General features: G+C 69.1%; 15 protein-coding genes, 1 tRNA gene and 2 pseudogenes. 7 read left to right on the plus strand and 11 right to left on the minus strand.

Features of this window, described 5'->3' with window-relative positions:
- Window positions 1-66: 66 nt before the first annotated feature.
- From ACZ7L6_RS29565 to ACZ7L6_RS29575, 3 genes are all read right to left on the minus strand, one after another.
- Window positions 67-1395 carry a PrsW family intramembrane metalloprotease gene (locus ACZ7L6_RS29565; protein WP_471929104.1) on the minus strand — a complete coding sequence of 443 codons (1329 nt, stop codon included), beginning with the start codon at window positions 1393-1395 and terminating at the stop codon, window positions 67-69.
- 167 nt (window positions 1396-1562) lie between these two features.
- Entirely contained in the window at window positions 1563-2459 is an 897-nt protein-coding gene (trmB, locus tag ACZ7L6_RS29570; RefSeq protein WP_471929106.1) for a tRNA (guanosine(46)-N7)-methyltransferase TrmB, read from the minus strand.
- 60 nt (window positions 2460-2519) lie between these two features.
- Entirely contained in the window at window positions 2520-3653 is a 1134-nt protein-coding gene (locus tag ACZ7L6_RS29575; RefSeq protein ID WP_471929108.1) for a dihydrofolate reductase family protein, read from the minus strand.
- Window positions 3654-3726: 73 nt separating this feature from the next.
- Between ACZ7L6_RS29575 and ACZ7L6_RS29580 the strand changes: the two genes are divergently transcribed.
- On the plus strand, window positions 3727-4242 hold the full coding sequence (locus ACZ7L6_RS29580; RefSeq protein WP_471929110.1) for a MarR family winged helix-turn-helix transcriptional regulator: 516 nt from the start codon (window positions 3727-3729) through the stop codon (window positions 4240-4242).
- Between the two features lie 137 nt (window positions 4243-4379).
- Complete coding sequence (locus ACZ7L6_RS29585; protein WP_471929112.1) at window positions 4380-5024, plus strand: GTP cyclohydrolase II; 645 nt, start codon at window positions 4380-4382, stop codon at window positions 5022-5024.
- A gap of 70 nt (window positions 5025-5094) precedes the next feature.
- Here the strand turns inward: ACZ7L6_RS29585 and ACZ7L6_RS29590 are convergent, their stop codons facing one another.
- Entirely contained in the window at window positions 5095-8373 is a 3279-nt protein-coding gene (locus ACZ7L6_RS29590) for a S8 family serine peptidase (protein WP_471929114.1), read from the minus strand.
- Window positions 8374-8596: 223 nt separating this feature from the next.
- Entirely contained in the window at window positions 8597-9388 is a 792-nt protein-coding gene (locus tag ACZ7L6_RS29595) for an MBL fold metallo-hydrolase (RefSeq protein WP_471929116.1), read from the minus strand.
- Window positions 9389-9592: 204 nt separating this feature from the next.
- On the opposite strand from ACZ7L6_RS29595, the gene ACZ7L6_RS29600 reads away from it, so the two are divergent.
- Window positions 9593-10852 (plus strand): SLC13 family permease, encoded by a 1260-nt coding sequence (locus ACZ7L6_RS29600; RefSeq protein WP_471929423.1) that lies wholly within the window; start codon window positions 9593-9595, stop codon window positions 10850-10852.
- Window positions 10853-10856: 4 nt separating this feature from the next.
- A complete protein-coding gene (locus ACZ7L6_RS29605; protein WP_471929118.1) occupies window positions 10857-11357 on the plus strand; it encodes a universal stress protein in 501 nt (166 codons plus the stop codon).
- Between the two features lie 634 nt (window positions 11358-11991).
- Here the strand turns inward: ACZ7L6_RS29605 and ACZ7L6_RS29610 are convergent.
- Window positions 11992-12405 (minus strand): hypothetical protein, encoded by a 414-nt coding sequence (locus ACZ7L6_RS29610; RefSeq protein ID WP_471929120.1) that lies wholly within the window; start codon window positions 12403-12405, stop codon window positions 11992-11994.
- A 43-nt stretch (window positions 12406-12448) separates the two neighbouring features.
- Window positions 12449-13648, minus strand: a complete 1200-nt coding sequence (locus ACZ7L6_RS29615) for an amidase domain-containing protein (protein WP_471929122.1) — start codon at window positions 13646-13648, stop codon at window positions 12449-12451.
- A 342-nt stretch (window positions 13649-13990) separates the two neighbouring features.
- Here ACZ7L6_RS29615 and ACZ7L6_RS29620 point away from each other — a divergent pair.
- From ACZ7L6_RS29620 to ACZ7L6_RS29630, 3 genes and pseudogenes are all read left to right on the plus strand, one after another.
- Window positions 13991-14812 (plus strand): annotated as a pseudogene (locus ACZ7L6_RS29620) (site-specific integrase); the annotation flags it as partial.
- A gap of 945 nt (window positions 14813-15757) precedes the next feature.
- Window positions 15758-16609, plus strand: coding sequence for an IS5 family transposase (locus ACZ7L6_RS29625; protein WP_471929124.1), 852 nt, complete (start codon window positions 15758-15760; stop codon window positions 16607-16609).
- 997 nt (window positions 16610-17606) lie between these two features.
- Entirely contained in the window at window positions 17607-17978 is a 372-nt protein-coding gene (locus tag ACZ7L6_RS29630; protein ID WP_471929126.1) for a hypothetical protein, read from the plus strand.
- 144 nt (window positions 17979-18122) lie between these two features.
- Here ACZ7L6_RS29630 and ACZ7L6_RS29635 read toward each other — a convergent pair.
- The 4 genes and pseudogenes from ACZ7L6_RS29635 to ACZ7L6_RS29650 form a co-directional block, all read right to left on the minus strand.
- Window positions 18123-18195, minus strand: a tRNA-Lys gene (locus tag ACZ7L6_RS29635).
- Between the two features lie 76 nt (window positions 18196-18271).
- Window positions 18272-19831: an amino acid permease gene (locus tag ACZ7L6_RS29640; RefSeq protein ID WP_471929128.1), complete on the minus strand. Its 1560-nt coding sequence runs from the start codon at window positions 19829-19831 to the stop codon at window positions 18272-18274.
- Window positions 19832-19892: 61 nt separating this feature from the next.
- Entirely contained in the window at window positions 19893-21995 is a 2103-nt protein-coding gene (locus ACZ7L6_RS29645; RefSeq protein WP_471929130.1) for an FG-GAP-like repeat-containing protein, read from the minus strand.
- A gap of 237 nt (window positions 21996-22232) precedes the next feature.
- A pseudogene (locus ACZ7L6_RS29650) lies at window positions 22233-22574 on the minus strand (DEAD/DEAH box helicase); the annotation flags it as partial.

A 22574-nucleotide genomic window follows, 5' to 3' on the forward strand; every position in this document is an offset into this window, starting at 1 on the left:
GAAGGCCGGGACGGGTAGGGGCGGCGGGGGCGAGACCGACACCGGCCCGCCCGCCGCCTACTACGGTCACGTCCGATACGGGTTGTACGCGGGGTACGGCACCCCTCCGTACCCCTGCCCGTACATCTGTCCGTACATCTGTCCGTACGGCTGCCAGTGACCCGGCGCCGGATATCCATACGTCGGCCAGACCTGCGCGGCATTCAGCGCGGGGCGTGCGAAAGCGCGGCGCCCCCACAGCTCGTGCAGCAACTCCCGTTCCCGTACGACGAAGTCGGCGCCGGCCCGTCCGCGGCGCCCCCGGTGCCGTAGGAACGCCAGCGACGTGGCGTACGCCTCGTACTGCGCCACCGCCCGGGCCGCCTCCCGCCCGCCGTGGCGCCGCGCGTACTGCCGGGCCACCCGCCGGGCCCGCATCGAGCCGAGCGCGAACGGCTCGCCCGGGGTCAGCCACCCGGCGGCGACGTATGCGGGCAGTTCCTCGCGCACGGTCCTCAGCTCGCGCTGCCGGGTCCAGATCACGAGCCAGGTCAGCAGGCCGAACGTGGGGACCATGAAGGCCGCGTAGACGGCGAAGAACCCGTACTCGCCGAGGGCCGACGAGCCGTTCCAGGTGGCGTGCATGCCCATGGCGAGCAGCAGCCCGGAGATCGGGAGGAGCACGCGGCGCAGGTGCTGTCGTGGGCCGGACAGCGCCGCGATGCCGAAGCCGATGCCGGTGAGGACGGTGAAGAGGGGGTGCGCGAAGGGCGACATGATGACGCGGACGAAGAAGGTCGCCGCGGTGACGGAGGCGATGCCGCTGTCGCCGGAGAGCTGGTCGGTGCCGAAGGCGGTGCCGAGGTAGAGGATGTTCTCGGTGAAGGCGAAGCCGGTGGCGGTGACACCGGCTATCACCACGCCGTCGACGATTCCGGTGAAGTCCTGTCTGCGGAAGAGGAAGACGAGCAGGACGGCGGCCGCCTTGGCCGTCTCCTCCACGATGGGCGCTATGACGGTCGCGCCGAGGGTGTCCGCGTGCGACGGATCGGCCGTCGCGGTCGCTATCCATCTGGTCGCGAAGCTGTTGGCGACGATCGCTATCAGCGCCGCCGCGCAGGCGCCCCAGGCGAAGGAGAACAGCAGGTTGCGCCAGGGGCCCGGTTCGACGCGGTCCAGCCACCGGAAGGAGGCGACCAGCAGCGGCACCGGCAGCACGGCGAGCCCGAGTCCGACCAGGAACCCTTCGGTGCCGGTCTGCTCACGCACCAGGGCGAGGATGACCAGCCCGGAGAGCGCGAGCAGGGTGCTGAGCGCGCCGTAACGCACCCAGCGCTTCTGCCACCAGTGCGCGTGCCGCAGTGCGCCGCCGGCGGGACCGGTGGGGTGCGTCGGGTACGGGGGACAGGTGGCCACGGCATTGACCCTAACGAGACGGGGGCGCCGCCCGCAGCAGCGCGAGGGGTTCCGGCGCCGGTGGGGGTGCTGTCGATGCTGCTTTAGATGCCCTGCAGATGCTGTTGTCGGTGCTCTTGTACGCGCTCTTGTAAGTGCTGTTCTTCCCGCTGTTCTTCCCGCTGTTCCTACCGCTGTACGCGGCGGAAGAGCAGGTCGTTCACCACATGACCCTTGTCCAGTCCCTGCCCCTCGAAACGGGTCAGCGGACGGGACTGCGGACGCGGCGCGAACCCGCCGTCGGCCTGGGTGTTCTCGAAGTCGGGGTGTGCGGTCAGCACTTCGAGCATCTGTTCGGCGTACGGCTCCCAGTCGGTGGCGCAGTGCACGAGGGCTCCGGGCTTCAGCCGGGTCGCGGCGAGGCTGAGGAACTCGGGCTGGATGAGGCGCCGCTTGTGGTGCCGCTTCTTGGGCCAGGGGTCGGGGAAGTAGACGCGCAGCCCGTCGAGCGAGTCGGGGGCGAGCATCTCGCGCAGCAGGATGATGGCGTCGCCGTTGCCGACGCGCAGGTTGGTGAGCCCGTTCCGGTCGGCGAGGCCCAGCAGATTGCCCTGACCGGGGGTGTGCACGTCGACGGCGAGGATGTTGGTGCCGGGATCGGCGGCGGCCATCTGGGCCGTGGCCTCCCCCATCCCGAAGCCGATCTCCAGAACGACCGGATTGCTGTTCCCGAACAGCTCACCGAGGTCGACGACGCGCTGCCCGTCGATGTCCAGCCCCCACTTGGGCCACAGCCGCTGCAACGCGTCCGCCTGCCCCGCGGTCACCCTGCTCCGCCGCGGCTGGAAACTCCGGATCCGCCGCTCGAAGTGCGACCCGGCGGGATCGGCCTTGGGCCCGTCCGGGAACCGGGGCTCGCCCTTGGCCCGGGTGTGCCGAATAGAGACACCCGGGAGGTGAGGGGCATGCTCGCCGGAGAGGCCGGGCTGCTCGGAGGCGCCGGGCTGCTCGGAGGCGCCGGGCTGCTCGGGGATGCCGGGGGTGCCGGGGGCGTCGGCTTCTGGGGCGTTGAGGGAGTCAGACACAGTGGGATCGATTTTACGGGGACGGCGCGGCACCAGGTTTCAGCCCGTCCGGCAGCCGGATCAGGTCAGCAGGTGACCGTTGGGAGCCTTCGCCCGCTCCTCGTACTCCGGCAGGACCAGGACGTCCACCCCCTCCCCCGCCAGCACACCGCTCCCGTCGGCCCCCGCCACGAATGTGTCCGGCTCCCGCCAAGCCGTCACCACCCGCCGTACCCCCGCCTCCAGGATCAGCCGCGCACAAGGCACAGGCCGGGACGCCCGGCGCGTGCACGGCTCCAGGCTGCTGTACACCGTCGCGGTCGCCAGCCTCGGATCCCCCGGCGCGATCTTCGCCAGCGCCGCCTCCTCCGCATGCACCACCGGATCGCCCCCTTCCCGGGAGTACCCGCGGGCCAGCTCGGTCCCGTCGGCGGCCACGACCACCGCCCCCACACTGAACGCCGTATCCGACGGCGGACACTGCGCGGCGAGCTCGCACGCCAAGGCCAGCCAGTGCCGGTCGGCCGCGGCAGGGAGGACTCCGGCGCCCGGCGCCGTCGGCTCGTAGCGCATCAGCACGACGTCCTCGATCCGCCGCGTCTCCAGCAGGCGCAGCCGTCCGCCCTGGTACCCGCCCGGCCCGAACAGCCGCGGCGCGTCCGGGTCCCCCACGAACAGCGGCGCCAGCACCAGCTGCAGCTCGTCCGCCAGCCCCTGCTGGAGCAGCTGCGTGTGGATCGTGCCACCGCCCTCGACCATCAGCCGCTCCACCCCGCGCACCTCGCGCAGGTGCTCCAGCAGGCCGCGCCAGTCGAGCTCCGCGCCCAGCGCGACCACGTCCGCCGCGACCGGCGCCCGCCGCAGCCGCTCCGCGCCCTTCTCCGTCGTACAGACGACCTTCTCGCCGCCGGTGTGCCAGAAGTTCGCCGTCGGATCCAGTTCGCCGGACGCGCTGACCGTGACCTTCAGCGGATACTCCGGCTTCCCCGCCGCGACCCGCGCCGCCCGCCGCTCGGCGGAGTTCACCAGCAGCCGCGGGTTGTCCGCGCGGATCGTGCCGGCGCCGATGAGGATCGCGTCCACGGACGCCCGTACCTCGTCGACCCGGTCGAAGTCGGCCGGGCTGGACAGGAGCAGCCGCTCCGGGGTGGTGTCGTCGAGGTAGCCGTCCAGGGAGACGGCGGCGGACAGCAGGACGTAGGGGTACGACGGCATCGGCGCGCTCTCCGGCTCGGCTTCTCGGCATCTCAGGCTTGGTTCAAGTTTGAAACAAACCTACACTGGTCGCATGACGACTCGCTGGCTCACTCCCGAAGAGCAGCGCGCCTGGCGCGCGTACATCGCCGCCGCCGCGCTCGTGGAGGACGCGCTGGACCGGCAGCTCCAGCAGGAAGCCGGCATGCCCCACCTGTATTACTCCATCCTCGCCACCCTGTCCGAGGCTCCGGAGCGCCGACTGCGCATGACCGACCTCGCGGAAGGCCTGAAGATCACCCGCAGTCGGCTGACGTACGGCGTCTCGCGGCTGGAGAAGGACGGCCTGGTGCGGCGCGAGGACTGCCGCTGGGACAAGCGCGGCAGCATCGCGACCCTCACGGACGAGGGTATGCGGGTCCTGGAGGGCGCGGCCCCGGGGCATGTCGAGACCGTACGGTCGCTGCTCTTCGACCGGCTGACCCCGGAGCAGGTCGGACAGCTGGAGGAGATCTTCACGGCGATCGGCGAGGGGTTCCAGGGGGACAGCGCGCACGCGACGCCGGATGAGGTGCCCTGGCGGCGGCGTTCCGGCAAATCCTGTTCGTAACGCCCCTTGTACGGGTTGTACGTGACGCGCATGACAAACCTGTTGCTTCAAATTTAAAGCATGGGGTAGGGTCCTGGACCGAGGAGCTGCTTCAAATCTGAAGCAGCAGGCCCACGGACGGAACCCGGAGAACCCGCATGCCCGACTTCACCGCCGCCGCCACCCAGCGCGCCCGCGTCCGGGTCCCGCTGCGCTTCCACGACGGCTACCGTGCCGACGCCGAACTGGTCACCTTCCACGGACTCGCCGACGGCCAGGAGCACGTGGCCGTCGTCCTCGGCGACCCGGCCCCCGGCACCACCCCCCTGGTCCGCCTGCACTCCGAGTGCCTGACCGGCGACGTCTTCGGCTCGGCCCGCTGCGACTGCGGTCCCCAGCTGCGCGAGGCCGTCGAGCGCATCGCCGAGCACGGCGGCGTGCTGCTGTACCTGCGCCAGGAGGGCCGCGGCATCGGCCTCTACAACAAGCTCGACGCGTACGCCCTCCAGGACCAGGGCCTCGACACCTACGCCGCGAACGCAGCCCTGGGCCTCCCCGAGGACGCCCGCGACTACACGGCCGCCGCCCAGATGCTCACCGCCCTCGGCATCGGCGAACTGGACCTGCTCTCCAACAACCCCGACAAGGCCGACCAGCTGCGCGCCCTCGGCATCGAGGTCCGCGACCGCGTCCCCACCGGCGTCTTCGCCACCCCGGACAACGTCCGCTACCTGCGCGCGAAGGTGCTGCAGACCCAGCACACGCTGCCGCTGGGGGATCTGGCCGGGCTCAACGTGGGCTGAAGCACCTGGGCACAGCAAAGGGGCGGGCGCCCGGCACCGGACACCCGCCCCGCTGTCGTACGTACGACGACTACGGCGTGACCTTCTCGATCGTCACCCCGCCCACACCCGCGGTCGTCCCGCGCGTGTTCACCAGCCGTACCTCACCGAAGAGCTGCCGGCCCTCGGGCACGGCCCGCGCCACGGTGACGTTCGCCGACACCTTCGCCGAGTCGCCCGTGCCGAGCTTCACCGCGGCCTCGCCGACCGTGACCGAGCCGAGCGAGGACGAGAAGAACGCGTCCCGGTATTCGTACGCGGTCGAGCCGGACGGCACCTCGAAGCCGACGACCTCCACGGTGTAGGTGCCGGCGGCCGGGGCGGCGATGGAGACGGCCTCCTCGGAGTCGCCGTCCGCGGACTGGCCGACGAGGTTGCCCTCGGCGTCGTACACGTTGAGGTCGAGGTCGGCGCCCAGGTCGGAGACCTTGCCGATGGCGACGTCCAGGGACGTGGTGCCCTCGGGGAACCCGATCGTGCTGGTCTGCGTCGCGCCGTCGGCGATGGTGGGCCGCGTGGTCCTCGACGAGCCGAGCGCGCCGCCCTTGAGGGTGCCGTCCACGGCCTCCAGCTTGTTGGTCACCGTCCAGGAGGCGGCGACCGGCGTGCCGACCTCGGCCTCCGGCACGGTCACGGACGCCGGGTCGAAGGAGGCGCCGTACACGGTGGCGTTCAGCTTGTACGGGTTGTCCAACAGCGCCGACGTACGGCGCGCGTCGACCTCGATCTCCCAGACGCCGGGCAGCGGGTCCGCGTAGGAGGCGATGTCCGTGGTGTTCGGGTCGTCGTCGGCGGCCGTGACGCCGTACGGGCTGATGGCGCTGAACTTCGTCAGGCTGCCCTCCTTCAGCCCGCCGAGCGTGACCTGGAGCGACTTCGCGCCCTCCGGGACGGTCACGAAGTACGACCTGAAGTTGTTGCGCTGCACCGAGCCCGAGGCGGTGAAGGTGTGCTTCACCGGCGTGGAGACCACGACGGTGTTGAGGATCTGCTGGTCGACGCCCACCGTCCGCGGGTCGTCGGCCACGAGGATCGCGCTCTTGATGCCCGCGTGCTTCGGCGCGGCCTGCACCTTGACGGTCACCGCCTTGTTCAGCGGCAGGTCGACCACCTTGGGGCCGAGGATCGAGAAGGTGCGGGCCTTGTTGTTCGCCAGGCGCAGGGTGTGCGGGACCGGGCCGGCGGGTCCGGACGTACGGGTGATGGTGACGTCGTACGACTTCTTCCGCCCGGCCTTGAGGCCGCCCTCGCGGTCGTAGATGCCGGTGCCGAAGCCCGGCGTCTTCAGCGCCTGGTCGAGAGCGGTGTCGACCGGCGCCTTCACGGCGTACTCGTGAGCGGTGGCGCCCGCCTTGACCGCCTTCCAGGCGTCGAGGACGTCGATGCGGCCGGCACCCTCCTCGTACGCCTGAAGTCCCTCGATGTGGTGGGCGGTCGAGGTGAGCGCGGTGCGCAGCTTCTGGGGCGTGAGGTCGATGCCCTTGTGCTTCGCGGCGCTCAGCAGCAGCGCGCTCGCGCCCGCCGCCTGCGGGGCCGCCATCGACGTGCCGTTGTACATGGCGTAGCCGGCCGGCAGCTTCCAGCCCGCCTCGGCCAGGGGTGCGCCGGGCATCCAGGCCGGGATGGTGCTGACCGCGGAGCCGGGGGCGACGACGGTCGGGGTGAAGCCGCCGTCCTCACGCGGGCCGCGCGAGGAGAAGTTGAACAGCTGGTACTTGTTCGCCACGCCGCTGCCGTAATTGGCGGCGAACGTCTCCTTCGAGACGCCGGCGCCGACCGAGAGGACCTTGTCGGCGAGGCCGGGGTCGCCGATGGTGTTGGCGCCGGGGCCGGAGTTGCCCCCGGAGATGACGAGCTGGACGCCGTAGGTGTCGATGAGCCGGGTGTAGAGCTCGGCACGCGCGTTGTTGCCGTCGTTCAGCGGGGGCAGGCCGCCGATGGACATGTTGACGACGTCGACGCCGCGGTTGACGACGAGGTCGATCATGCCCTCGGTGAGCGCGACGCTGGAGCAGCCGGGGCCGAAGACGCAGGCCCGGGACGACACGATCTTCGCGCCGGGGGCGGCGCCGTTCATGTGCTTGCTGCCGAGCAGGCCGCCCGCGGCGGTGATGCCGGCCACGTGGCTGCCGTGCGAACCGGCGGTGAGGCCGATGTTGACGAAGTCGGCCTTCTTGCCGACCCAGTCGCCGCCCAGCGGGTCCATCGGGACGTCCTTGCGGATCTCGACGACGAAGTCCTGGCTCTCGTCGATGTCCGTGGCGGGGTCGTCGGTGCCGAAGTGGCCGACCTGGAAGCCGTCCTTGTACGGCTTCATCGGGGTGTCGTCGGTGAAGTCGCCGTTGTCGTCGACGTCGACGGTGACCGTGCCGGCCTTCGCGTCGTACAGGACGCCCCAGTCGTCGGTCTTGTCACCGTCGCGGTTGACGTCACCGTCGGCGTCGCCGTCCTTGACCTCGCCCTGGGTGGTGACGGCCTCGCGGAAGGTGCTGATCCGGTACTCGCCCGCGGGCGCCTTCCAGGTCTTGTCGCCGTAGGTGAAGCTGGGCCCGGTGACGGAGGTGGTCATCGCCCGCCAGGTGCCGTCGCCGTCGACGAGGGGGTCGGTGGCGGTCACCCAGTCGACGATCTTGCGCTCACCCGTCGTCGTCTTCTGCAGCGCGGGACTGGCGAGGTCGACGCCGGTGTCGAGGACACCGATGGTGACTCCGCGCCCGTCGGCCTTCGGGTTCTTCTTCACGAAGTCGACGGCGCCCGTCTCGAAGGACGGGTTGTACGGGTTCTTCGCGGGGGTGTTCTCGTCCGGGCCGGGATAAGTGGCCGCGGAGGCGCCGGACTTGCCGCCGCTGTCGAGGTCCGGCTCCTCCAGGGGTATCTCGTCGCGCAGGTCGATGGCCTGCACGGAGGAGAGCTTCGCGGCGGCGGCGATGGCCGAGTCCGCCCTGCCGGTCGGCACGGTGGCGCGTACGTAGCCGAGCTTGTCGTACGTACGGCCCACCGAGCCGCCCTTGACGGCGTCCAGCTCCCGGGCGACCTTCTCGGTCTGCCCCGGCGCCGTGGCGATCATCATCGTGACGGTCTTGGCGCGCTGTGCCTTGGCCTGGGCGAGGAGGTCGGCGTCGTCCGAACCGAGCTTGTCGTGGGCGGACTTGACGCCGGGGTCGGCCGCGGTGACGGTGGCGCCGTCCGCGGCGAGGGCGAGGGGCAGAGGCCCGGCCGCGGAGAGCGCGGCGACGAGGCCCGCGGCCACGGCGATACGGGCGGCGCGTCGCGCGCCCGGTATCGGGGCCGGGTGGGGGGTGGGGGGCATGGTGATCCCTGGTGCTGAAGGAACGTAGGCATCGGCGGCCGGGTCGGGCACCTTCGACCGCCGCGGTCCGGATGGTGCTTCCGGATGATCGCCAAGCTTTCCTCAAGGGACCGATTTCTGTTGATAGTTCACGGAGGGAAGATCACGGACTGGCGGGAACCCGCCATGCGTCACTGGGGACTTATCGGGCCGGGCTGTGACATTCCTGTGAGGCCGCCGTCCATCAGCCCAGCTGAAGCCGGTCGGCCAGTCCCGCCGCGGTGAACGCGGCCACCAGTTCCTCCCGCCCCTCGGTGAAGTGGGCCCAGCTGTCGAAGTGGACGGGAACGACGCGCCGCGCCCCGAGGATCCGGGTGGCCTCCACGGCCCGGGCGCTGTCGAGGGTGAGCAACTGGCGGTCGAGGACGGCCGTGCGCGCGGCACCGGCGAAGAGGACGGCGGTGTCGACGGGCCCGAACCGCTCGGCGATCTCCTCGACCGGCCCGAGCTGGGCGTTGTCGCCGCTGACGTACACCGTGGGCAGACCCTCGCCGGTCAGTACGAAGCCGACGACCTGACCGACGACCGCTTCGAGTTCCTCGCGCTCCCCCGGGCCGTGCAGTGCGGGCACCCCGGTCACCGTGATCGACCCTCCACCGGACCGGTCCACCTCCACGGACTCCCAGTCCGCCAGTCCTCGCGCGGTACCGCCGAGCCGTCCCGCGCCACTGGGCGTGGTGAGGGTGAGCGGTATGCCGGCGAGCAGCGCACGGCCGGAGACGTCGAGGTTGTCGGGGTGCTCGTCGTGCGAGAGCAACACGACGTCGATGCGGCCGAGTTCGGCGGGCGAGGCGGAGGCGGCGGCGGTCTTGGTCAGCGCGCGGCCGCCGCCCAGGGGGTAGTCGCCCGGGGCGTCGAAGGTGGGGTCGGTGAGGAGTCGCAGGCCGGCGTACTCGATGAGGGCGGTGGGGCCGCCGAAGACGCGGACGGGGACGGCGGCGGGGATCTGTTCGGTGGTGGTGCGGTTGGCGACCATCGTCGGACCTCACGGTTGAGTAGGGGCGTATCCGTGAGGCACAGCTAACCGTGCCTCACGGATGGACGCAACCCAAAACGTGAGATGCCGCCTCCTTACCCTCCGCAGGTACCGTTCGCCGTGATTCACCGGCGGCCCGTCCGCCACCGCACGGGAGGGCGGCCCGGCCAACCCGCCCTCCGCCGCCGTACGGAAGGAACGACCCTGAACACCCCGCTCGCGGAGACCCTGTCCGCGGCTCTGCTCGTCCTGGTGCTGGTGTGCGCCGTCGTGCGGCCCTTCGGTCTGCCGGAGGCGGTGGTCGCCGTTCCGGCCGCCGCGCTCGTGGTCGCCGTCGGGGCCGTCTCCCTGGACGACGCGCGGGCCGAGGCCGAACAGCTCGGTCCGGTGATCGGATTCCTGGCGGCCGTCCTGGTGCTCGCCCAACTCTGCGACGACGAAGGGCTGTTCCAGGCGTGCGGGGCGTGGATGGCGCGTACGGCGGCGGGCCGGCCGCGCAGGCTGCTGGTTCAGGTGTTCCTGGCCGCGTCGGCGATCACGGCGGTGCTCAGCCTGGACGCCACGGTGGTGCTGCTCACGCCGGTGGTGTTCGCCACCGCCGCCCGGCTGGGCGCCCGCCCCAAACCGCACGTCTACGCCTGCACCCACCTGTCGAACACGGCCTCGCTGCTGCTGCCGGTGTCCAACCTGACCAACCTGCTGGCGTTCGCGGCCAGCGGGCTGAGCTTCACCCGGTTCGCCGCGCTGATGACGTTGCCCTGGCTGGCGGCGATCGCCGTCGAGTACGTCGTCTTCCGCAAGTTCTTCGCCACGGACCTGGACGCGGGCGCGCGGGCCCCGTCGGGCACCGAGCCGACCGAACTGCCCTTGTTCGCCCTGGTGACGGTGGCGTGCACGCTGGCCGGGTTCGTGCTGACCTCCGCGCTCGGCATCGATCCGGCGTGGGCGGCCCTGGCGGGCGCGCTGACCCTCGCCACCCGGGCCCTCCTGCGGCGTCGCACGACCCCGAAGGCGCTGCTCGGCGCGGCCTCGGTGCCGTTTCTCGCCTTCGTACTGGCCCTGGGCATCGTGGTACGGGCGGTCGTCGACAACGGTCTCGACTCGGCGCTCGGCCGACTGATCCCCGACGGCACCGGGCTGCCCGCCCTGCTCGGCATCGCCGCGCTGGCCGCGGTCCTCGCCAACGTGATCAACAATCTGCCCGCGGTCCTGGTCCTGCTGCCGCTGACCGCCCCGTCCGGGCCGGGCGCCGTCCTCGCCGTGCTGCTCGGCGTGAACATCGGCCCCAACCTCACCTACGCCGGCTCGCTGGCCACCCTGCTGTGGCGGCGCATCGTGCACGCCCACGAAGGCGAGGTGGAGCTGAGGGAGTTCACCCGTCTCGGTGTGTATGCCGTACCGGCAAGTCTGGGCGCCTCCGTACTGGCACTGTGGGCCTCACTGGCCGCGATCGGAGGAGGCTGACGCCATGGCCGTGGTCGTCTGGATCGTCGAGGGCACCTGGCCCGCCTGCGTGGACGCCGCCCGCACCCACGCCCCCGCGGACGCCGACATCGTCCTGCTGCACGTCACCCCGGCGGATGTCCCGGGTGCGGCGCACGGCGCCTTCGCCGGGCTGCTCGGCCGCGGCCGCCCCGACCGCGATCCCGGCACACGCCTGAGCGACCTGGCCGCCACCTCCGCCGCGGAACTCCTCCGGACCGCCGCCGACCGCCTGGGCCGGCCCTGCACGCGCGCCCGGCGCACCGGCCGCATCGAGCACGAGGTCGTCGCCGCGGCGGAGGGCGCCGACCTGCTCATCCTGGCCCGCGACGGCGACCGCACCCACCTCGGCCCCCGCAGCCTCGGCCCCACCAGCCGCTTCGTCGTCGACCACGCCCCCTGCCCGGCCCTGCTGGTCTGGCCGGAACCGGCCCCCGACCTGTCGACGATGCCGCCCCCGCCGCCTCGTCCTCCGCATCACGGTTGAGGCGACGGGAGTCGAAGAAACCTCATTGCGCCTGTGTGCGTGAGCGAATGCAGCGCCACCCGAAAGAGAGCACCCCCATCGCTTCCCCAACCGCACCGGCCCCACACAGCGCGGTTGCCCAGACGGCACGGATCACCCGAAAACGAGTCAGCGTCCGAGCCAGCCGAAGCCGACCCGAACGCTGCGTAGCAGGTCAGAGGGCGTTTGCCTTCCCCGCCACCGGTAGGCGCTGTGGGACTCGAACCCACAACCAATGGATTAAAAGTCCTGGCCAAAGCTTGCTGGGTGGTTCCGGACGCTATTTCGGGGTTCGGAACTACCTGGTCAGGGGGAGTATCGCCCTGGGCTCAGTCCACGCCGTGATGGCCTCTGCCGCATCATCCGCTCACGCATCGCTCACGCAGGACCTGCCGCTGATCAGCGGAAGCTCTCGTGTCAGCGGTGTTCGGCATCGTGGATCGGGCAGGGCCTCGGCTCGCGCTGGGCGACGGCGCCCTCTCCCGCGGAAAGGTCACGCAATCAGTCGGCGCGGTTTCCACCTGGGAGATCGAGCCGGAGGCTGACATGGCGGAGGTCCGCGCGAACCCTTCCGGGACCACGCGGACCTCCTGTCGTCTGCCCGTCGGCACCAGGCTCAGCCAGGTGGTTCGGTCCCCGCCGCGTTCGACGGTGTCGGTACGACGCCGGGCAGCGGAGCCATTACCCAGTGCCCGTGCTCCCAGGCGACCGTCTCGGTGACCCGCACGGGTCTGTCCTCGGCACGTGCGGTGCCGGTCAGGTCGACCCTCCACACTCCCTCGAACTCCGAGGCGCGGCTCCACCGGACGTCCCAGTCCTGTCCGCCGTATGCCTTGATCCGGGCGCGGGCGTCCTTGTCGCCCTGAGGGTGGGCGTCGAGAAGCCGGGCCAGGCCGCTCTCGTCCGACTCGTTGAGGAACTCCACGTAGTCGTGCAGGAAACGGTCCTGGTCGGCCAGGTCGGGGGACTTCGCCTCAGCGCCGTCCCCGCCACCGCACGCGGTGAGCAGTACGGCGCTGAGCATGGCCATGAGCAGCCCGGCGCGACGCTGCCGCGGCCGGTGGCCGCGCCTGTCAGGTGCGGAAGGCGTAATACTTCGCATTGGGGTACTGCGCCACAATGCTGCTCACCGACTTCCGGTAGGTGTTCGTCGAGTGGTACGTGAGGTAGGGGACTCCACCACTCCTGTACGTGGTGATCATCGAGTGGTCTTTGGACCGGTTGCCGGTGAAGTCCATCTGGAGGATGTCCCCGATACCCAACTTATAGACATTGTCCAGGTTGTAGGCGCGGTCGCTGTAGAGGGCGAAGGACGCCCAGTAGTTGACGTTGATCCAGGACGTCGTCTGGTTCGAGGAGTTGTACCACCAGTTCTTGTAGCTCTTGTACCAGCCGGAATCGTTCTTCCAGCCGCCCGCACGCAGCGCCTGGCTGATGAAGTTGGTGCAGTCCCCGCCCACGTCGTTGAACTTGCGGTAACTGGAGTTGTAGTTCCTCCAGTACTTCTCGGCGTACTTCGCCATGTCGTTGTAGTCGTAACCCGCCCGGACGGTGGCCTTCGCCTCCGCCTGGACGCGAGGCTCGTTCGCGCCAGCCGACGTCTCCTCGGGGGCGGGCCCGTCGACTTCCGGCGCACCGCCCTCGTCGACCGGTTCTTCCGCCGCTTCGGTGGACGGAGAGCCCCCGTCCGTGGCGGTGTCCACAACAGAGTTCACCGCGGCCGGTCCCCCTCCGTCGAGGGGAGTGATCCCGGTCAGTTCCCAGGTGCCGTCCGGGGCCGCGACGAAGGTCAGCTCGTGCCGCGCCTGGAAGCCGGTGGTCGGCGGCTCATCTCCGCGGATCTTCTTGTACGTGAGCATCGTGGTCTCGGTGACTTGTGCGGTCGCCCGGTCCCCGGTCACCCGCACCTCGTCCACGTCAACCTCCGTGTCGGCCGCCGTGTACGCCTCGTCGAGGTCGGCCAGCCGTGCCTTGCGGTCACGCAGGACGTCCGCCGCATCGCTCTCCTTGCGGACCAAACGGCTGGTGACATGCACGTCACCTTGCAGCGGCAGCGCCTGTGCGGCACGTCGGGCCGCCTGGGCGCCGTCCACGAGGGCGGAGGTCCGTTTGGTCAGAACGGCGTCCGCGAGGGCGGCGAAGTCCCCGGTGGTCTCGGCGTCCACGGTGCGGGTCGCCGCGACCGCGTCGTGGGTGCCCGTGGCGCTGTCCGTTGCCTGCGCAGCCGCGGAAGGCGGCAGTAGAGCCAGCGCGCTCGCACCCAGCGCTACCACCGCAGCGCGTCTCTGTCTCCCGTTTCTCACTTGTTCCCCCAACTCAGGCCCTTTGTGGGCCAGTTAAGGGAATCCTGTCATGTCTTCGACTGGAACCGGCCAGAATTTCTTTCACACCGGCCTCGATTGTTCACTGATGTTCAGCATCTGGTCGGTCCGGCGGCTCGCCATACTGGCCAGGCTTCCTTTCCTTCCTTGCGGCTGCAGGGGTGGCGGGGCTTCCCGACGGCGCTCCAGCCGTGCTTTCCGGCCGCGGTGACACCAAAAGATGTGGCAGCCTCACCGTCGGCGAGTGGCTCGACCAGTGGTTCGTTCGGCGAGGAGGGCGGCGTTGTAGCCGGTGCCGGCGCGCTCATCACCTTCAACCCGGCGTCCCACGTCGAGTTGGAGTCTGGCAAGCGCCCGAAGCCACTCCTCTGGACCGATGAACGAGTCCGGCGCTGGCGTGAGACGGGCGAGGTCCCCGGCCCCGTGATGGTGTGGGCCCCGCAGCAGTTCGGTGCTTTCCTCGACGCAGCCGAGGACGACCGCCTGTAGGCGATCTTCCACCTGATGGGCACCCGTGGCCTTCGTCGCGGCGAGGCGGTCGGCCAGGACTGGCACGAGATCGACCTCGACGCCGGACTCATCACCCCCGCCAAGGAGATCGTGGTCGACGGCTGGGACCCCTACGAGTCCGAGCCGAAGACGGACGGCAGCGCGAACACGATCGCGCTCGACAGCGTGAACCTCGTCGTCCTGCGGGACCACAAGGCCCGCCAGAAGAAGGAGGGCGCCACGTGGGGCACCGCCTGGCAAAACACCGGCAAGGTGTTTACCAAGGAAGACGGCTCCTGGCTCCACCTCGAGACGGTCTCGGAAACCTTCCGCCGCATCCTCGCCACGACCGACTTGCCGCCCATCACCCTGCGGGACCTGCGCCACGTCGCCGCAACGCTCACACACGGAGGCGGCGGCGACATCCACACGGTGGAGGAAACGCTCCGGCACTCCACCATCACGCTGACCTCGGACACGTACACCAGCCTGCTCCCTGAACTGGACCGTGAGATCGCCGAAAAGGCAGCGAAGCTGGTTCCCAGGTCGCGTCCGGCACCTACTGATTCGGCTGGCCAAGCCTCACCCGACCCGCAGGCCACAGACACACCCGATCACAAGGGCTGAGGCTGCGAGCTCCGACCACGAAGATGCGCACCACGTACCTGGATTGCGTCGACACCCACGTACAGGTCGAGGTCCATCTCATCCTTATGGAGACGGAGGCGTTCGTCCCCGAGCCTTCGATCTATGCCTTAGAGCAGCGCTCTTCCGCCGGTGCTCCCACAAAGCCACCCACCACATATAGCGATATTTGGAGTCCTTTGGTATAAGTATCCGCGCCAAGGCCAGCGGGAGGAAGAAGAGAAACGCTAGAGGCAGGCACGCCCACCACGGCATTCCTTCGAGGACATTTTGAGGGGTCTCAATCATGATTCGACGACTCTCTACGTGAGAAGGTTGATCGACTCGGTCATCCGATTTAGATCAGCGTCGAATCTTGAGTACTGATCCCTTCAGGGACACCTCATATCCGCGCCTCCCCGTAGAGAGCTCCGCACCGTGCACCCCGATCGCAGGGTCAGTTAGTGCGAACGCAACGTCCTGCGCGTAGGGGTATCCCGTCCATTGCACTCGTCACCCTCCCCCCAGAGTCGTCGCTGGGGGTCACTGTGTCCCTCAACCTCCGCACGACCCACACGCTCCAACGGATCCCAATACCAGTTACCCGTGGTCCATCGCCGAGCCGGGTCAGCCAAAGACATCCTCGCGGCAATTCCGGCTAGCAGGGTTTGCGCGCTGTCGGCCATGACTGGCAGTGCCGCATGGAGACGCTTCTCCTCTGACAGCAAGGGGGTATCAAGCGACAGCATGCGAAGATCCGTGGTGCTCAACCGTCCAGTCACTTTGCCACTCGACCGGCCAGTGACTACAAGTTGCGCGCCTGTCGGAACATGCTCCAACACGAACGCGGAACCAAATACGCCACCTTTAAGAGGGCATCTGATCTAGGTAGTAGGTGTTCTGGGATGTTTGTGTGACAGATGGCGTTGGCCGGTCGTTGCACCGGGCGTGAGTGTTCGCCGTCCGTACCGCAGTGATGTGTCCGATGCCCGCTGGGCTCTGATCGAGCCGGTCTCTACCGCCTGGCGGGCGAGACGGACAGGACCAGGTACGGCGGCCCGCGTGCACGACCTGCGCGAGATCGTCAACGCGATTCTCTACGTCAACCGCACCGGCATCCCGTGGGAGTACCTGCCGCACGACTTCCCGCCGTACAAGACCGTCTACGACTACTACGCCAAGTGGGAGGCAGACGGCACGACCCAGCAGGTCCACGACCCGTTACGTGACAAGGCCCGCCGAGCCCACGGACGCAGCTCCGAACCAACCGCTGCTGTGGTCGACGCCCAGAGCGTGAAGACCTCGGCAAACGTGGCCGAGACCAGCCAGGGCATCGACGCCGGCAGGAAGATCAAAGGACGCAAACGGCACCTGATCACAGACACGCTCGGTCTCGTGCTGGCCGTCCTCATCACCGCCGCGAACGTGCACGACACCACCGGCGGCAAGCTCCTGCTCGACGACGTGGCCGCGAACCACCCCAGTGTGTCGAAGGTCTGGGCCGACGGCGGATACCAGAACAGCATCTTCAACCACGGCGCCCTCCTCGGTATCGACGTGGAGGTGGTGCAGCGACCTCGGACGAGGGGGTTCGAACCCCTGCCGAAGCGGTGGGTGATCGAGCGGACCTTCGGCTGGCTGATGCAGCACCGCCGCCTGGCGCGGGACTATGAAGCCCTGCCTCAGAGATCCCGAGCAGTGATCCACTGGGCGATGGCTAACAAAATGTCCCGCGAACTGACGGGAGAATCCACGCCAACCTGGCAAATCAAAACGGACATGACCGCCACAACAGCCTGAACATTGATCAGACGCCCTCTAAGGCGCATCCCTGGCACCCGCAGGAAATTTACGTTACTCGGGACGAGGTACTGCGCAACGTTCATTGGCGCATCCGCGATAAATACCAGGCGGTTCCAGCGCGGCGAAACCGTGATCGTGTACCACGTCAGGGCGTTGATGGTCCATCGCTTCGGAGGTGCACCCTCGTCACCTCGATTAAACAGACCGAGGGATAGAATTGCATTCAACTGGCGCTGTTGCGGTGCACAAGAATCCAGCCCATGCGTACGATCATTGGGATTCCCGCAAGTGCCGCTTCGTATGACTCACCCGAGTACTTCATACGGTAGCGCGCAGCGCGCTTTTTCTCCGAATTCGACATGCAAAAGCCTCACCCGCCCCCGGTAGCGCTTGAGTCGCACGCCAAAAAAGATGCTTCATGCACCGCTTCTACAGAGTGAGTGCACTAACACCCGTGAGACGGCGATTGCGGTACCGGCCCGCACGCCGGAGCTCGGCAACTTCCCATCCTTCACGGCAAGATGAGGTCGGTTGTCATTCAGACACGCATCTTGCGTGGCGCCTACTCAAACCGATCACACGGAGTTGGTGAGCCGGCCGCGTCTACCGCCCCGGGTACGACTGAGGACCTAGACGGTGGCGGCCGAGCTGTACACGAACGCCAAGGGGGCCAACTGGGATGAAGACCAATGCAGTTCGGCGCCTCCTTCGATGCTGCTGAGATCGACGCCCGTACGCAAGGTTCCTTCTGAAGAGCGCCCTCAGCCTCTCTCGCGCCAAGGCGGTCGGCCGGGACCGGCAGGAAGTGTCACCTTTCTCGGCAGTTTCCGCTCCCTCCGGCGGGGACAGCCGCCATGCTCATCCCATGGGACGAAACAGCCGGCGCCGCCGAAGCGCACGAGCCGCTAAGGCGGAGCGCGATGCCAGGCCGGACCTCTCTGAGATCTCCCGTGCCCGGACCGCGAAGCGCCTGCGCGCAGATATAGCGACGTGGATGGACAACCCTTCCAAGGGACCGGGGGCGTCGTTCATTGAGGGTGAGCATCCTTCAGATCCCACCGCGGTCTGCGCGATCCTGATGGGCTGGCTCGTCGCGGCTCGGGAGCAGATCACCGAGGAGCAGGCGCGCGATGCCGTCAGGTGGGTCTCAGACAGCCTGGGAATCAAGCACGATGATCTCGTCCAAGCAGCAGGATTCATCGGTCACCCGGACGCGCCGAATGTGACGCTCAACGAGGCGATCGAGCACTATGGGGGCGACCCGATCAATTTCACCCTGTACATGCTGATGCTCTGCGGCGGCCTAGTCGCGACGGTCGGCGACGCCGATCCGGATTGGCTCAAGCAGTTCGATCTGTCGGCATGAGCAAGCCGAAGGCTCTCCAGGCGGAGCGTACCCCGTCGCATCCGCTCACGCACAGCGACGAAAACGAGTCAGCGCCCGAGTCGACCGAAGCCGACCCGGACGCTGCGTAGCAGGTCAGAGGGCATATCCCCCGCCTACCAGCCGTAGGCCCTGTGGGACTCGAACCCACAACCAATGGATTAAAAGTCCACTGCTCTGCCAATTGAGCTAAGGGCCCAGGCGATGTTGCCACCCCGAGCATAGCCGCACCTGGCCGTGTCTCCGATCGGGTATCGGGGACACGGCCGCGTCGGCTACGGATCCACCGGCTCGGGCGCCCCCACCCGCCCCGCTTCCCGCGCGATCGTGCGCTCGTGCTCGGGGTTGAGGAACCAGTGCCGGGCCGAGGCCAGCCACCAGGTCGTGGCGAAGCCGAGGACGACCAGGACGGCGACGGGGGCGTAGTTGAAGGTCTCCCAGGTGACCGGCGAGACCTGCGGCAGCATGAACAGCACCGTGATCACGCCGACCCACGCCACCGCCACCACACCCACCGGCCCCGACCAGCGGCCGAGATGCCAGGGGCCCCGCTCGAAAGCGTCGCCCTTGCGCAGCCGCAGCAGCGTCGGGATGACGTACGCGATGTAGAGGCCGATCACCGCGATCGAGGTCACCGCCGCATACGCCGTGACGTTGATCAGGTACGGGAGGCCGAGGACCAGTGCTCCTCCCGCCGCCAGCCACACCGCCGCGACCGGCGTGCGGGTGCGTGGGCTGACCGTGTGCCAGACGTGGGAGAGCGGCAGGGCGCCGTCGCGCGAAAAGGCGTAGATCATACGGCTGTTGGCGGTCACGGACGCCATCCCGCAGAACAGCTGCGCCCCGATGACGACGAGCAGGAGCAGCTTGCCGGCCGTCGCCCCCAGCGCGTCGAGCAGGATCTGCGCGGGCGGCGCGCCCGTCGGGGACGTGAGCGCACCCTCGTACGACTGGATCGCGAAGGTGAAGCCGAGGAGCAGCACGAATCCCGCGATCCAGGACGTCCAGATCGACCGCACGATGCCCTTCGGACCCGCGGTGGAGGCGTCGTGCGTCTCCTCCGTCATGTGCGCCGAGGCGTCGTAGCCGGTGAAGGTGTACTGGGCCATCAGGAGGCCCAGCAGGACGACGTACACGCCGCTTCCCCAGCCCGTGTTGTTCACGAACTCGCCGAAGACGAAGGACGCGGACTGGTGCCGGTCCGGTACGAAGGCCAGCGCGCCGACGATCACCGCGACGCCCAGCACGTGCCACCACACGCTGATGCTGTTGAGCAACGCCACGATCCGGACGCCGAAGGTGTTCAGCAGGCCGTGCAGCAGCAGGATGCCCGCGAAGAGCAGGATCGTGCGGCCCGGCGTCACCTCGAAGCCGAACTGCAGGTTGAGATAGGCGCCCAGGAAGGACGCGGCCCCGAAGTCGATGCCCGCGGTCACCGCGACCTGGCCGAGCACGTTGAACCAGCCCGTGAACCACGCCCAGGCCGCCGCCGTACGGGGCGGCGCGAGCCGGTGCGCCCAGAAGTACAGGCCCGCCGACGTCGGATACGCCGAACAGATCTCGGCCATCGCCAGGCCGACGACGAGGGTCATCAGGCCTACGGCGACCCAGCCCCAGGTGATCACCGCCGGGCCGCCCGTGTTCATGCCGAACAGGTACAGGGTCAGGCAGCCCGACAGGACCGAGATGATCGTGAAGGAGACCGCGTAGTTGGAGAACGCCGACATGCGGCGGGCGAGAACCTGCGTGTAGCCGAGCTGGGCAAGCCGTTCCTCGTCGGAGAGTTCGGAGAGTCTTCCGTCCGACCGCCCACTCGCTATGCCGTCATCTGTCATGCCCCCACCGATTCCCTCGCCGGGGGCGTGACATGCGTCACAGCATGGCTGAAAAGCTCGGCTAAAAGATGCCCTTGTAGCCCTGCCAGCCGCTCGCGATCTTCACTCGTGGCCCGAAAGTCCCGTTCCCGGTGCCCGGGTTGCGGTACAGGTTGCCCGCGGTGTCCCGCGCGACCAGGTCGTTCTTCCCGTCCCCCGTGATGTCCCCGACACCGACGATCGCGTTGTACGACCCGCCCCAGTTCGCGACGAGCTTCACCCGTTCCTTCAGCAGCCCGTTCCCGGCGCCGTCGTAGCGCCACAGCGTTCCGGCCCTGTCCCGCGCGAGGACATCCCCGAAGCCGTCGCCCGTGAAGTCCCCCACGCCCACGATCTTCGTGTAACCGGTCCACGCCGAGCGGATCTTGACCCCCGCCTTCAGCTTCCCGGCACCGTCGTTGGCGAACAGGTAGACGTCACCCGTGGACGCCTTGCGGGCGAGCAGGTCGACCCGGCCGTCACCGGTCAGGTCGCCGGGCGCGGTCAGAACGTTGTACGCGTTCCAGCCGGTGCCGAGGGAGGTGTGGCTGCTCGACGGGGTGTACGACGTCCCGCACTTGCCCGCGTACCGCCGCAGTTCGCCGTTCGGCATGCGGACCAGCATCTCCGCGCAACGGTCCTTGCCCATGTCGCCGAAGGGGACGGCGACCGTGCCGGCTGGCCAGCCGGAGGCGGACTGCTTCCAGTCGAACGCGCCCTTGCCCTCGGTGTAGTGCAGCGTCAGACCGCCCGAGGAGTTGAGGGTGACCAGTTCGCCGTAGCTGTGGCCGCCCTGGTCGTGGTGGCCCTGCAGACCGCCGCTGAGCCCGAAGGAACCGCTGGTGGAGTACGTGTCGGTGCCCTCGGCCGCCTTGGCGCTCAGCGTCCAGGTGTAGCGCCCGTTGTACGCGTACGTCCCCGCGTCCGTCATCCCGCCCCATCCGGCGTCAACGGCGGTGCCGGAGCCGGCCTCGGTGTGCACGACCCGCCCACGGGAGTCCTTCACCGTAAAGGTCCAGGAGGCAGGCTTGTTGAGCTGCCAGGTGCTGTTCCAGTAGTAGTCCTTGGCGTCCACGTGGTCGCCGCCCAGCTCGGACTCGATCTTCGTCAGCCGCTGCGCCGGCACCCCGCTCTGCACCACACGGATCGCCTTGTCCGGGCCGACGTACGCGATGTCCCCGCCGAACTTGTCCACCGACCAGGTCAGCCGCCGCTGGTCGGCGGTGTTCCCGGCGGGCAGGTCGGCGACCTCGCGCGCAGCCGCGGCCGTACCGGTGTGGAAGTCGGTGAGCATCAGCTTCCCGGCCGCACGGTCGTGCCGGACCAGATAACCGTCGCCGACGAGCACGGGGCCGGACGGCACGGTGATGTTCTTCTTCGCCGTACGGTCGTAGACCCCCGCCGCGCCCGTGCTTCCGCAGTTCCAGTAGACCCAACGGCCCACCACCTGAAGCTCCTTGACCGTGCAGGGCGCGCCCGTGGCATACGTCCCCACGGTCTTCTTCTGCTCCAGGTCGTAGGCGGTGACGGCGCCGGCGCCGGACCCCGGCGTCCACAGCGCCGAGCCCCACACGGAGGCGGCCGTGACGGACCGGGTCAGCCGGACCTCGTGCACGAGGTACTTCTGCACGGAGTCGACGTACTGCTTGCCGGTCGAGGCCGCGTTGTAGACGTAGTAGCGGCCGGTGGTGTCCACGAACCGGCCGCCGGTCACGGCCGGTTCGGTCCCGTGGTACGTGTTCGGCGAGGTATGGATCTGCAGGCGTTCTCTGTCGTACTCGTCTACCTGGAAGTAGCCGACGTTCTGATTGCCGGTGGACCGCAGCGGGACGCAGCCGCCGGCGTCGCACGGCACCCGCTGGACGTGCGTGCCATCCGCGAAGCCGCCGGCGAACCCGCGGGTGGTCTGCGACAGCACCATGGATCCGTCGGCCGAGATATCCCGGCCGACCACGTACTGGTAACCGTTCGGGCGGTACTCGACGGTGCTCAGAAAGCCGCCCGCGTAGTCGATCCCCCACACGCCGTCCGTCTGGACGGGCGTCGGCGCGGTCTCCGCAGCAGCCGGGACGGCCGCTGTCAGCGAACCGGCACCCAGGGCGGCAAGGCTCGCCAAAGTCAGTGCGATCCGGGCATGCCGGGTCAAGGGTCCCTCCCCAGGGAAAAGTGAGAAAGGCATGGTGGCGACCGTGTCGGACCCCCCGGTCATGCTCTCCCATGCGAGTCAAAGGCAACGGATGCTAACAACCGTCACACAGGTTCCGGTAGTGGATCGAGGGCCGGAGAGAACGCCGTTGCCGCGCCGTGTCCCGCAGCGACCCCGGAAACGCCGGAAGGGCCCGCACGAGGGAAATCGTGCGGGCCCTTCTCAGCTCAGTGGGCGTCAGCCGTTGCGCTTCCAGCGCGGCTTGTCCTCACGGCGCCCGAAGGAGCCGGAGGTGCCGCCACGGTGGTCGTCACGACGGCCGTAGGGGCGCTCGTGGCCGCCGGAGCGGAAGCCCGGGCGGTCGTCGCGGCGGTCGCGGTTGAAGGGACGGTCGCTGCCACGGTGACCGCCGCGCTCGTCCCGGCGCTCGAAGGAACGCCCGGCCGGCCGGTCGTCCCGGCGGAACCCGCCCCGGTCGTCACGGCGCTCGAAGGAACGGCCACCACGGTCACGGTCGAACGAGCGGCCACCACGGTCGTCGCGGCGGTCGTCCCGGCGGAAGCCGCCACGGTCGTTGTC

It is taken from the genome of Streptomyces sp. NPDC107522 (assembly GCF_055657525.1).